At 36.2% G+C, this 13,471-nt stretch carries 12 protein-coding genes and 1 tRNA gene; all 13 read left to right on the top strand.

Annotated elements, in window-relative coordinates; translation table 11 throughout:
• Positions 1-606, top strand: coding sequence for an XTP/dITP diphosphatase (locus tag ACFPM4_RS18850; RefSeq protein WP_382355221.1), 606 nt, complete (start codon positions 1-3; stop codon positions 604-606).
• 7 nt (positions 607-613) lie between these two features.
• Positions 614-1,132, top strand: coding sequence for a metallophosphoesterase (locus ACFPM4_RS18845; protein ID WP_382355218.1), 519 nt, complete (start codon positions 614-616; stop codon positions 1,130-1,132).
• A 16-nt stretch (positions 1,133-1,148) separates the two neighbouring features.
• Positions 1,149-2,609, top strand: a complete 1,461-nt coding sequence (locus ACFPM4_RS18840; protein ID WP_382355215.1) for a sulfatase family protein — start codon at positions 1,149-1,151, stop codon at positions 2,607-2,609.
• 120 nt (positions 2,610-2,729) lie between these two features.
• A tRNA-Arg gene (locus tag ACFPM4_RS18835) sits at positions 2,730-2,806 on the top strand.
• A gap of 254 nt (positions 2,807-3,060) precedes the next feature.
• Positions 3,061-3,282 (top strand): hypothetical protein, encoded by a 222-nt coding sequence (locus tag ACFPM4_RS18830; RefSeq protein ID WP_144921268.1) that lies wholly within the window; start codon positions 3,061-3,063, stop codon positions 3,280-3,282.
• Positions 3,283-3,827: 545 nt separating this feature from the next.
• Positions 3,828-3,986: a hypothetical protein gene (locus ACFPM4_RS18825; protein ID WP_382355212.1), complete on the top strand. Its 159-nt coding sequence runs from the start codon at positions 3,828-3,830 to the stop codon at positions 3,984-3,986.
• Between the two features lie 84 nt (positions 3,987-4,070).
• Complete coding sequence (locus ACFPM4_RS18820; protein ID WP_382355209.1) at positions 4,071-4,286, top strand: hypothetical protein; 216 nt, start codon at positions 4,071-4,073, stop codon at positions 4,284-4,286.
• Between the two features lie 124 nt (positions 4,287-4,410).
• The gene (locus ACFPM4_RS18815; protein WP_382355206.1) at positions 4,411-5,421 is read left to right on the top strand and encodes a tetratricopeptide repeat protein; all 1,011 of its coding nucleotides are present in this window, start codon (positions 4,411-4,413) and stop codon (positions 5,419-5,421) included.
• A 147-nt stretch (positions 5,422-5,568) separates the two neighbouring features.
• Positions 5,569-6,858: a trigger factor gene (tig, locus tag ACFPM4_RS18810; protein WP_382355203.1), complete on the top strand. Its 1,290-nt coding sequence runs from the start codon at positions 5,569-5,571 to the stop codon at positions 6,856-6,858.
• A 256-nt stretch (positions 6,859-7,114) separates the two neighbouring features.
• Positions 7,115-8,371: an ATP-dependent protease ATP-binding subunit ClpX gene (gene clpX, locus ACFPM4_RS18805; protein WP_144921276.1), complete on the top strand. Its 1,257-nt coding sequence runs from the start codon at positions 7,115-7,117 to the stop codon at positions 8,369-8,371.
• A gap of 375 nt (positions 8,372-8,746) precedes the next feature.
• On the top strand, positions 8,747-10,408 hold the full coding sequence (gene lonB, locus ACFPM4_RS18800) for an ATP-dependent protease LonB (RefSeq protein WP_144921279.1): 1,662 nt from the start codon (positions 8,747-8,749) through the stop codon (positions 10,406-10,408).
• 192 nt (positions 10,409-10,600) lie between these two features.
• The gene (gene lon, locus ACFPM4_RS18795) at positions 10,601-12,886 is read left to right on the top strand and encodes an endopeptidase La (RefSeq protein ID WP_382355338.1); all 2,286 of its coding nucleotides are present in this window, start codon (positions 10,601-10,603) and stop codon (positions 12,884-12,886) included.
• A complete protein-coding gene (yihA, locus tag ACFPM4_RS18790; protein ID WP_382355198.1) occupies positions 12,873-13,457 on the top strand; it encodes a ribosome biogenesis GTP-binding protein YihA/YsxC in 585 nt (194 codons plus the stop codon). Before lon ends, yihA begins: the two co-directional genes overlap by 14 nt.
• Positions 13,458-13,471 lie beyond the last annotated feature (14 nt).

Raw genomic sequence — 13,471 nt, 5'->3', positions numbered from 1 at the left:
ATGGGTAGAAAAGTAATTATTGCTACTAAAAATAAAGGCAAAGCAAAAGAATTTGAAGCATTATTTTCAAAGTTCAATTTGGAAGTGTTAACACTTTTAGATATTGAAAATGCACCAGATGTAGAAGAAACTGGAGCTACATTTGAGGAGAATGCTGTTTTAAAAGCCGAAGCAATTAGTCGATTTACTAGGTCCATTGTAGTAGCGGATGATTCTGGGCTAGTCGTGGACGCACTAGATGGAAGGCCGGGCATATATTCCGCTAGATATGCTGGTGAAGAGAAAAATGATGAAGCTAATATTAATAAGTTATTAAGTGAATTAAAAGATGTTCAGCAAGAAGAGAGGACAGCGCGTTTTTACTGTGCTCTAGCAGTTGCCATACCTGAGGAAGAAACGTTAGTTGTTGCTGGAAAATGTGAAGGGCTTATCATGAATGAACGTCGTGGAACAAATGGGTTTGGTTATGATCCAGTTTTTTATGTTCCTTCCTTAGAGCAAACTATGGCAGAACTAAGTTCCGAACAAAAAAATAGCATTAGTCATAGAGCAAATGCACTTAAAAATTTGCAGCCTCTAATCGAGAGGATTTTCGCAAAGAGGTGAGAGTGAGATGAAATTACTTGTAGTAAGTGATAGTCATGGGGAAAGAAGCATTCTGAAAAAATTACATGATAGATATGTAAGTGAAGTAGATGCAATGATACATTGTGGAGATTCAGAGCTACATGCGGTTGACCCCGTTCTGAAAGGGTATACGGTAGTGAAGGGGAATTGTGATGTAGATAATGCTTTTCAAGAGGAAGTAGTTCAAAAAGTAAGTGGATCTACAGTATTTGTAGCCCACGGCCATTTACATCAAGTGAATTCTTCCCTATTAAATTTATCTTACCGTGCCAAAGAAAATGCTGCTGATTTTGTGTTTTTCGGACATACTCATTTACTTGGTGCCGAAATAATAGATGGAATGTTGTACTTAAATCCAGGAAGTATTAGTTACCCTCGTGGTGGAAATCCACGAACATATGCAATCATAGAGAAAACAGATATTGCTATTACTGCTTATTTTTACAATGAACAATATATAGAAATAGAAACATTGCGGCAAACTTTTCATTTTTATCAGGATTAAAAGGGAGATGGAAAAATTGAAGGTATTATTACTAGATCTAGATTCAACAAGCCCAAAACATTTAAGTTGTTACGGTTATCATCGAAATACTTCTCCGAATATCGATAAAATAGCGGACCAAGGTGTGAGGTTTACAAATTACTATACGTCAGATGCACCATGTTTTCCTTCGAGAACTGCATTAATGACAGGGCAATTCGGAATACATAATGGTGTCGTTGGACACGGAGGAACAGCTGGGGATGTTCGTAATGAAGGGATCCATCGTGAATTTAAATCTCGATTAGAAACAGCTAGCTTTCCTTCACTATTTCGTTCTTTAGGAATGAAAACTGCTTTAATTAGTCCATTTGCAGAAAGACACTCCGCATACACGTTTTATGCAGGATTCAATGAAATGTATAATACAGGTAAATCAGGTATGGAATCAGCAGAGGAAGTTACACCAACTGTCGTAAATTGGCTAGAAAATAATGCGCAAAAAGATGATTGGTTCTTATATGTTAATTATTGGGATCCACACACACCATACCGCGCGCCAGAAGAGTTTGGGAACCCGTTTGCAGATGAACCACTTCCAGAATGGATTACAGATGAGGTGTTAGCAAAACACCGTGAAAAAATCGGACCACACAGTGCAAGCGAAATAAATATGTATGATAATAGAACAAATCCTGAATTTCCACGTCACCCTGGTGAAATAAAGAATCGGGAAGATTTGCGTAAGATGATTGATGGTTATGACTGTGGTATAAGACATATGGATGACCATATTGGTATTGTATTTGAACAATTAGAGAAACAAGGTATTATGGATGAAGTGATCATCATTATTACAGCAGACCATGGTGAAAATATGGGACAGTTAGGCATATATGGTGAACATGGTACTGCAGATCAAGGGACATGTAATATTCCGATGATTATAAGATGGCCTGGAATGAAGCAGGGCCATGTAAACGATGACTTACATTACCATCTAGATATTTTACCTACTATTGCTGAAATTTGTGGGAAAGAAACACATCCATCTTGGGATGGTGAAAGTTATGCACCAGTATTACAAAATGGTGAATCAGTTGGTAGAGATTATTTAGTCATTTCTCAATGTGCTCACGTTTGTCAGCGAAGTGTAAGATTTGGTGATTGGTTATATATTCGCACTTATCACGATGGCTATCATTTATTTAATAAAGAAATGCTCTTTAATATAAAAGAGGATCCAAATGAGCAGTTTGATTTAGCAGCGGAACGTTCAGACCTTTGTCGTGAAGCAGTCTATTATTTAAATGAATGGCATGATGAGATGATGGCGACTATGCCGTTTGATGTAGACCCGTTATGGACTGTCATGAAAGAAGGTGGCCCATATCATGCGAAGGGGAATTTACCACGCTATATTAAATGGCTTGAACAAACAGGTAGAGGCCATGCAGTACCAGAATTAATGAAACGTCATCCGAGAGAATTTGAATAATAGAAATAGAAGGGTGCTTAGTTGCAAACTGCACTAAGCACCCTTTTTAAAATATTTTACGAAAAACTATTGACTTTCAATGTATCCATGTCTATAATAAAAAATGTCTTCAAAAGAAATGTCCCAGTAGCTCAGCAGGATAGAGCAACAGCCTTCTAAGCTGTGGGTCGGGAGTTCGAATCTCTCCTGGGACGCCATTTACATAATAATTAATACGCCAAACTCTTTTTAAATTAAGAGTTTGGCGTTTTTGTCTTCAATTATTCATTACAACGAAACAAGAATGAATAATTTATCTCTTGGGGTTGGATTGGGGTTGGATTGATTTTTACAACTTGGTATCTGGTGTTGAATAACTATCTTACATTACCTTAATACAGTTGCTTTTTGATAACTGTTCAAAGGGAATTAGCACCTTTTGTCGAATTAGTAGTTCAAGGGAGGTGTGGAAATGGCTGAAGACATAAAAGTTGAACGAGTTTCCCAAAGAAATGAATTTGATGTAGCCGTAGATCTAACTAAGCTTTATCTTGATGAATTTACGATTAGTGATGAAGAAGAAATAGAAAAGCAGTTTGCAACATTCTATGCACTCGCTGTTACGTTAAAGAATACAGATACTTATCATTTGCAAAAACTTGTACCAGAAGAAATATTGAATAAACTGAAATGAAAAGAATGATGTTGAGACAAAATGATTTGATCTGGATGTAATTCCGAACAATGTATACCGCTTCAGAAATACACTTCGCTTTCCGCGGGCGGTTCGGGAGCCTCCTCGGCGTTGAACACGCCTGTGGGGTCTCCCGGTTACCGTACATCCCACAGGAGTCTTCGTGTATTTCCTCCCCTTGCTACTATAAATTTTATAATTGATAAACTGACCGGACTATCTTGTTTTGAAATCAAATGATAGTTCGGTTTTTATTTGCAACCATATTCCTTTGTCCCAACCATTTTATGTATAAGATTACATGCTAGAACACCTCTGCTGGCATAAGATTGCAAGTAACAGGTTGTCAAGGGCAAATGTTAAATGAAACGGTTATTTATGATTTCGCACGCTTGATGGATAATCCCAACTAGTTAAATAGTGTGGCTTTGTGTTTTTATAACAGAATAATACTGTTTCCTAATCTAAATTTTACATGTTTCTTACAATCTATTAACAATAAAAAGTTACAATTAATTTGTATAAAAAAAGAAGAGGTGATTTAGTTGTTTGGTAAACTCTTAAATTTATTTAAAGTACCAAGACATGAGAACGAAATACCTCCATTTTACGAAGAACATGTGGATGAATTAATTGAAGATGAAGATGATATCGATGACTCGTTTGATTTTGAAGAATATCAAAAGGAAGATTTTTTTTATTAATAAATTAAATATTTTTTACCGATACTTGCATATAGAACAAATGTTTGTATATAATATATAAAAACATTTGTTCGGGGTGGTTGCGTGAGAGGGATTTTCATACGTGCACTAGGTACAAACCAAAAGCTCGAATTAATATATATAAATAAAGATAATCAAATTACACATCGTATTATTAAAGTACTTGCAGTAACTGAGACATCCATAAAAGCATACTGTTATCATAAACGGCAATTTAGGATATTTAAAATAGCCAATATCTTATCGGTTACTCCTTTAAGACGAAGTAGAGGAGCATAATATTAATTTTTATAAGTGAAAAAACCACAGTTCTAGTATAAACTAGAGCTTTTTTTGTTTTTTCTTGTTTTATTTTCTTGTATTTGCTACACTATTTTCAATATTTATGATGGGCGGTTCTACCATGAAAAGAAAGCAGCACAATCAACATGATAGTAAAGTAATTCCTTTTCCAAATTTGAAAGAACGCTATTTTGAAAAAGGAATTGCAAGTATGGAAGCCCAGGATTTTGAAGATGCCGTAGAGTTCTTACACCAAGCTTATGAATTAGATAAGGAAGATTCGCGAATTGCTGTTACATATCTTGTTGCACAATATCAAAATAGAAGCTATACATCAGCTAAACTATTAGCAGAACAACTTTTGCAACAAGGAATTGGTGATTATTATGAAGTGCTTGAAATATACTTGACTGTCTTAATTCAACTGAAAGACCACGAAACAGTTGTAAAAACGATCGAAGCACTCATGGATGAAAAGGTTGTTCCTCCAGATAAGGAAGAGCAATTATTAACATTACTTCAATTGAGCAAAAAAGTAAGTGATAACTCTAATATAGAAGTAAATCAGCCAATATCGTTAGATTTGGACTTTTCAAATATAGATAAACTACCTGAATTAGCAATTCAACTTGGCAGTCTTGCGGACAAAAATATACATCCTTATTTACCAACATTGTTACAAGTGCTGAATGATCAAAGCGTGCATCCTTTTTTAAAAACAATTGTTTTCAATGTCCTAAGGGAACATAAAATTGATCAACATGTACAAGTGAATAAGCTTGATATGGAAGATGTGTTTAACCCTACGCAAGTACCTGACTTACATGAAACTCCATTATTTAAAGAAGTAAATAAGGAGTTAACGGTACAATTAGAAAATGAAAATCCAGTATTATTACTACAATTACAGGACATGATGCAACGACATGCATTTATTCTGTACCCATTTGAATATTCACATCCAAATACAACCTTATGGGTTGTTGCGTATAAAGGTATGGGTTTAGAATTATATGGTGAGGAATGGAGTTTAGAAGAGCTTGCACAACAAAATGGATTAAATGTGGAGAAATTAACAGAAGCATACACTTACTTATTAGAATTAGAAAAAATTTCTTCTCCAATAGTTTAAGTCGAATTGTTGAAAGCTTTATAAGCTATGTTATAATGTAATGGTTATGCCGGGATTAAGTTCCATTTGGACATTACATAAGCAGGTTTTATATCTGCTAGGTCGTATATGAAAGTAATGCATTATATATTTGTTGGAGGTATTTATATGTCAGCTAAATGGGAAAAATTAGAGGGGAACAAAGGAGTTTTAACTGTTGAGGTCGAAGTGGAGAAGGTAAATCAAGGCCTTGATGAAGCATTCAAGAAAGTTTCTAAACAAGTAAATATTCCTGGGTTCCGTAAAGGGAAAATTCCACGTTCTATGTTTGAAAAGCGTTTCGGAGTGGAAAGTTTGTATCAAGATGCTTTAGATTTTATTCTTCCAGAAGCATATATGGCAGCTATTGAAGAAACAGGAATCGAACCAATTGATCGTCCTGAAATTGATGTCGAGCAAATGGAAAAAGGTAAAGAACTAATCTTTAAAGCAACAGTTGAGGTTAAGCCTGAAGTTAAACTTGGAGATTACAAAGGTCTAGAAGTGGAAAAGATGGATACGGAAGTAACAGATGAAGATGTTGCGGAAGAATTGAAATCGATGCAAGAGCGCCAAGCTGAATTAGTTGTTAAAGAAGAAGGCGAAGTTGTTGAAGGCGATACTGTAGTAATTGATTTTGAAGGTTTTGTTGATGGAGAAGCATTTGAAGGTGGACAAGCAGATAATTATTCTCTTGAAATTGGATCAGGTTCCTTTATTCCTGGTTTCGAAGAGCAGTTAGTTGGTTTAAAATCTGGAGAAGAAAAAGACGTAGAGGTTTCTTTCCCAGAAGAATACCATGCTGCTGAATTAGCTGGTAAGCCTGCTGTATTTAAAGTGAAACTTCATGAAATTAAAACAAAAGAACTTCCTGAGCTTGATGATGAATTTGCAAAAGACGTAGATGAAAGTGCTGAAACTTTAGATGAGTTAAAAGCTAAAATTAGAACTCGTCTTGAAACAAGCAAAAAAGAGGAAGCTGAAACGAAGTTACGTGATCAACTAGTAGATATGGCTACTGCAAATGCTGAATTTGAAGTACCAGAAATCTTAATTAACAATGAAGTTGATCGTATGATGCAAGAGTTTGAACAACGTCTACAAATGCAAGGCATGAATTTGGAGCTTTATTTCCAATTCTCAGGTCAAGATCAAGAAGCATTACGTAGCCAAATGACTTCTGATGCTGAAAAACGTGTGAGCATGAACTTAACACTTGAAGCTATTGCAAAAGCTGAAAACTTAGAAGCTGATGAAGAAACTGTCAACAAAGAACTAGACAGAATGGCTGAAATGTACAATATGCAAGTGGAAGATATTAAGAGAGCACTAGGTGATAATCTAGATAGCTTAAAAGCTGACTTAAAAGTTCAAAAAGCAGTTGAATTTCTTGTTGAAAACAGCAAGATTGGTGCATAATAATATAGAACATACACATAAGATATAAGACTAACTTAAAACAAGGCACGTTTTACTCGTGCCTTGTTTTACCAAATCAATACATATTTTAATTCGAATTAACCAGCAATTTGGGTCAAGATGTAGTAATGGAGTTTGTTTTAATAAATATGATACAATTCAATACATAACTATCTGCTTCATAGAAGTGGGAAATTACTATATTTCCGATTAAATATGACGCAATGGTTGTAGCTTTCTAAAGGGGTGAGTTGGAATGTTCAAATTTAATGATGAGAAGGGGCAATTAAAATGTTCCTTTTGCGGAAAAACACAAGAACAGGTCCGCAAATTAGTTGCTGGCCCGGGTGTATATATATGTGATGAATGTATAGAACTATGTACAGAAATAGTGGAAGAGGAACTAGGATCAGAAGAAGAAATTGAATTTAAAGATGTTCCAAAACCACTTGAAATTCGTGACATCCTGGATGAATACGTAATTGGTCAAGACCAAGCGAAGAAGGCACTAGCTGTTGCTGTTTATAATCACTATAAACGTATTAATTCTAATAGTAAGATCGATGATGTCGAACTTGCTAAAAGCAATATTTGTTTAATTGGTCCTACAGGTAGTGGTAAAACATTACTTGCGCAAACATTAGCGCGTATTCTGAATGTGCCATTTGCAATTGCAGATGCAACTTCTTTAACTGAAGCTGGATATGTTGGAGAAGACGTTGAAAATATCTTATTGAAATTAATTCAATCTGCTGATTACGATGTTGAGAAGGCAGAAAGAGGAATTATCTATATCGATGAGATTGATAAAGTTGCAAGAAAATCAGAAAATCCTTCTATCACAAGAGATGTTTCTGGTGAAGGTGTACAACAAGCACTATTGAAAATTCTAGAAGGAACAGTAGCAAGTGTACCTCCACAAGGCGGTAGAAAGCATCCACATCAAGAATTTATTCAAATTGATACAACAAACATTTTGTTTATTTGTGGTGGAGCATTTGATGGTGTGGAACAAATTATTAAACGTCGCCTCGGCCAAAAAGTAATTGGCTTCGGTTCGAATACACAAGTTGATGAAGCAGACGCAAAAGGTTTATTAACGAAAATCCTTCCAGAGGATCTACTTCGTTTTGGATTAATCCCTGAATTTATTGGTCGTTTGCCAGTAATTGCAAGTCTCGAACAACTTGATGAAGATGCATTAATTGAAATCTTAACAACGCCGAAAAATGCGCTTGTAAAACAATATCAAAAAATGTTAGAGCTAGATAATGTTGAGTTAGAATTTGAACAAGAAGCTCTACAAGAGATTTCGAAAAAAGCAATTGAAAGAAAAACAGGTGCACGTGGTCTTCGTTCCATCATTGAAGCACTAATGTTGGATGTAATGTTTGACCTACCATCTCGTGATGATATAGCAAAATGTATCATTACAAAAGATTGCGTCCTCGATAACAAGCCACCGAAACTTGTATTGAAAGACGGAACAGTTATTCAAAAAACATCCGCTTAAAATAATATGGATGAAATTAAAAAGCCAAACTACTGCTTGAATTATTCAAGGTAGGTAGTTTGGCTTTTTTTATATCTCTGTTAAATTCTGTTGTTGATTTTCGCTCCTGTACACTCGCTTTCCGCGGGCACGGCCTCAGCTAACTTGGCAAAGAAATGGCAAAGAAAACCGCTTTGCCAAGTGGATCTTCGGCTCGTGCTGTTCCCGCAGGAGTCTCGTGTACATCCGCTACAATCAACTAAGTTGTTAACAACAATGAACTTTAAGAGAGCCTTTTATATAGAAATATGTAATGTAGATGAAAAATACTGTTTATTCCCAATCCTAGCCGGAGATACTAGCACATATGTGATATTGTGTCTAGGAGGGAAATAGATGGATTGGACAATGATAATTTTAATGATTCAACTATTCTTCGGAATCATTATTGGTTTGTACTTTTTTAATCTACTTAAAAATCAACGTGCGCAAAAAGTTACGATTGATAAAGAATCAAAGAAAGAAATGGAACATTTACGGAAAATGCGTGGAATAAAACTTACTGAGCCATTATCTGAAAGAGTTAGACCAGCTACTTTTGCAGATATAGTGGGACAGAGCGATGGAATTAAAGCATTAAAGGCAGCGTTATGTGGACCAAATCCACAGCATGTCATTATATACGGTCCACCTGGAGTCGGAAAAACAGCTGCTGCGCGCTTAGTGTTAGAAGAAGCGAAAAGAAATCAACGATCTCCATTTCGTCCGGATTCTGTATTCGTTGAATTAGATGCAACTACTGCCAGGTTCGATGAAAGAGGAATTGCTGACCCTCTAATTGGTTCTGTCCATGATCCTATTTACCAAGGTGCTGGCGCGATGGGGCAAGCGGGAATACCACAACCAAAACAAGGAGCTGTTTCAAACGCTCATGGTGGTGTTCTATTTATAGATGAAATTGGGGAATTACATCCGATTCAAATGAATAAATTATTAAAGGTTTTAGAAGATCGTAAAGTGTTTCTAGAAAGTGCTTATTACAGTGAAGAAAATATGCAAATTCCAGCTCATATCCATGATATTTTTAAACGCGGATTACCTGCAGATTTCCGATTGATCGGTGCTACGACAAGAACACCTGATGAGATTCCTCCAGCAATCCGTTCTCGTTGTATGGAGATTTTCTTTAATGAGTTAGAACAACCAGAAATTGAAATGGTAATAAAAAATGCAGCAGAAAAAATAAAATTGAAAATAAGTGAACGTGGTATGAAGCTTTTTTCCTCATATGCTCGGAATGGCCGTGAAGCAGTTAATATGATGCAAACAGCTGCTGGTCTCGCCATTACAGAGGATAGGGATTATATAAAGGATGAAGATGTGGAATGGGTTATACGCTCTAGTCAATTAAGTCCTCGCTATGAGAAATCTATTTCTGAGAAACCAAAAGTAGGAATAGTGAATGGATTGGCTGTCACAGGGCCTAATAGTGGAATGCTACTTGAAATAGAAGTAATTGTAATTCCTGCGGATAAAGGAACGATTAATATTACAGGGATAGTAGAAGAAGAAAGTATTAACGGACAAGGTAAATCCATAAGAAGGAAAAGTATGGCCAAGGGATCTGTGGAGAATGTTATTACTGTATTGAGGACAATGGGTGTCCCGGCAGATCAATATGATATCCATATTAATTTTCCAGGGGGTATACCGACAGATGGACCATCAGCTGGGGTAGCAATGACAGTAGCTATCTACTCAGCAATTTATAAGATTCCTGTAAAAAACACTGTAGCAATGACTGGTGAGATAGGAATCCATGGTGACGTTAAACCCGTTGGTGGAGTATATGCAAAGGTAAAAGCTGCGAAACAAGCGGGAGCAAATACTGTATTTATCCCTAATGAAAATAATCAAGCAAGTTTACAAGAAATTGAGGGTATAGAAATAATACCTGTAACGCGTATTGAGAGTGTGTTGGAAGAAGCGTTACTCAAAAATAATAATCAGGATATGATATCTCCAGGGTTAATGCAGAAAACGAAGAAAAGTGTTTGAGTTTTTGAGAGCCCATTTCTCGACAGGAGATACTGAATAAGCTAGAATTGAAAAAGATTCCCTAAAGCTTTTTAGTAATGGATGTATCCGATAGCGCAAGCAGTAACTGATAAAAAAAGTCGCTTGCGCTTTTATATGGAGGTGTTAGGTTTGGAAATTCGCACAGAGGTGCCTCTGTTGCCACTTAGAGGAATGCTTGTATTCCCAACAATGGTTTTACATTTAGATGTAGGGCGTGATCAATCTGTCCAAGCGTTAGAACAAGCTATGCTTAATGATAGTATTGTGTTCTTATCAACGCAAAAGGATATTGCCGTTGATGAACCTGGATTAGATGATATATATGAAATGGGCACATTGACAAAAGTAAAGCAAATGCTGAAGTTACCGAATGGAACTATTCGTGTATTAGTAGAGGGATTGACAAGGGCAAAAGTGACTTCTCTTACTAATCAAGGTTCATATCAATCCGTTGATTTAGAGTTGTATGAAGATAAAAGAGAGCAAGATGTAGAAGTTCAAGCGTTAATGCGTACAATGCTAGAATATTTCGAACAATACATTAAAGTATCCAAGAAAATTTCTGCAGAAACGTTAGCAACCGTTGCTGATATTGAAGAAGCTGGCAGAATGGCTGATATCATTACGTCCCACTTACCATTGAAAATACATGATAAGCAAAAGATTTTGGAAATGGTAGATGTAAAAGTTCGTTTAAGTAGCGTAATTAAGATTATTCACAATGAACATGAAGTCCTAAATTTAGAAAAGAAAATCGGACAGCGTGTAAAACAATCTATGGAAAGAACGCAAAAAGAATATTACTTACGCGAACAGATGAAAGCCATCCAGAAAGAGCTCGGAGATAAAGAAGGTAAGACTGGAGAAATTGCAGACTTAACGGAAAAGATTAAAAAAGCAAATATGCCTGAACACGTGGAAAAGGCTGCTTATAAAGAATTGGACCGTTATGAAAAGGTACCTGCAACATCAGCAGAAAGTGCAGTAATTCGAAATTACTTAGACTGGCTCGTTTCTCTTCCATGGACTGCCGCAACAGTAGATGATATCGATATACATAAAGCAGAGAAAATATTAGATCGTGATCATTATGGTCTAGACAAAGTAAAAGTGCGCGTATTAGAATATTTAGCTGTCCAAAAGTTAACGAAATCACTTCGTAGTCCGATTCTTTGTCTAGTAGGTCCACCTGGTGTAGGTAAAACCAGCCTTGCTAGGTCGATTGCTGAATCTATGGGACGTAATTTTGTTCGTATTTCATTAGGTGGAGTACGAGATGAATCCGAAATTCGTGGTCATAGGAGAACGTATGTAGGTGCAATGCCAGGTAGGATTATTCAAGGTATGAAAAAAGCAAAAACGATTAATCCTGTTTTTTTACTAGATGAAATAGATAAAATGTCGAATGATTTTCGTGGTGATCCTTCTTCAGCAATGTTAGAAGTTTTGGATCCTGCTCAAAATAAATCATTTAGTGATCATTTCATTGAAGAGACATATGACTTGTCAAAAGTAATGTTTCTAGCTACAGCTAATGATTTGGCTTCTATTCCTGGACCGCTTCGTGATCGTATGGAAATTATTACGATTGCTGGATATACAGAGCTAGAAAAGATTCATATTGCTAAGGATCATCTTCTTCCACGACAAATCCAGGAACATGGTTTAACAAAAAGTCAGTTACAAATGCGGTCAGAGGCGATTAAAAGTTTAGTCCGTTATTATACACGTGAAGCTGGTGTCAGGGAACTAGATCGTCAGTTAGCTGCAATATGCCGGAAAGTCGCTAAGATTATTGTTTCTGGTGAAAAGAAACGTGTCATTGTAACGGAAGCATTACTGGAAGAAATGCTCGGTAAGAAAAAATATAGTTACGGTCAAGCAGAAAGCGAAGATCAAATTGGAGTAGCTACAGGACTTGCATATACAGCAGTTGGAGGAGATACGTTACAAATAGAAGTATCTTTGTCTCCTGGAAGTGGAAAGCTTGTCTTGACAGGTAAATTGGGAGATGTCATGAAGGAGTCAGCTCAAGCAGCCTTTAGTTATGTTCGCTCCAAGGCGGATGAACTTCAGCTTGAAAAAGATTTTCATGAGAAAACAGATATCCATATACATGTTCCAGAAGGAGCGGTTCCAAAAGATGGACCATCTGCTGGGATTACAATATCTACTGCATTAGTTTCTGCACTGTTGAAGAAACCGATTAAAAAAGAAGTAGGTATGACAGGCGAAATTACTTTGCGTGGAAGAGTATTACCAATCGGTGGACTTAAAGAGAAGTCTTTGAGTGCTCATCGTGCCGGACTAACTACCATTATTATTCCAAAAGATAATGAAAAGGATATAGATGATATTCCAGAAAGTGTGAGAGAAGACTTAACTTTTGTTCCAGTTTCTCATATGGACGAAGTATTGGGAACTGCTCTAGTAGGTGGATTAAATGAAAGTAAATAATGTTGAATTAGTAATAAGTGCCGTAAAGCCGGAACAATATCCTGATGAAGGTCTTCCGGAATTTGCACTCGCTGGAAGATCGAATGTAGGTAAGTCATCCTTTATTAATAAAATGATTAATCGCAAAAGCATGGCTAGAACATCTTCCAAACCAGGGAAAACACAAACGTTAAATTTTTATAAGATTGAAGAAGCGCTCTACTTTGTAGATGTACCTGGATATGGATTTGCCAGAGTATCTAAACGTGAGCGCGAAGCATGGGGGCAAATGATTGAGACATATATTACATCACGTGAACAACTGAATGGTGTTCTTCTCATTATCGATTTGAGGCACCCACCTACAAAAGATGATGTGATGATGTATGATTTCTTAAAACATTATGAAATTCCTTGTTTAGTCATTGCTACAAAAGCAGATAAAATTCCACGTGGTAAGTGGGATAAACATAAAAAAGTTGTTAAGGATACACTGGACCTTGTAAAAGGTGATGAAATTATCGTGTTTTCATCCGAAACAGGTGAAGGTAAAGATAAAGTTTGGGGAATCTTAAATAATTGGGGAAGATAAAGTGAGGATGGCGT

The sequence above is a fragment of the Lederbergia graminis genome (assembly GCF_042655485.1).
Lineage (GTDB): Bacteria > Bacillota > Bacilli > Bacillales > Bacillaceae_C > Lederbergia > Lederbergia graminis.
The sequence above is the reverse complement of the archived record's forward strand: the minus strand, read 5'-3'. Positions and strand labels throughout refer to the sequence as shown.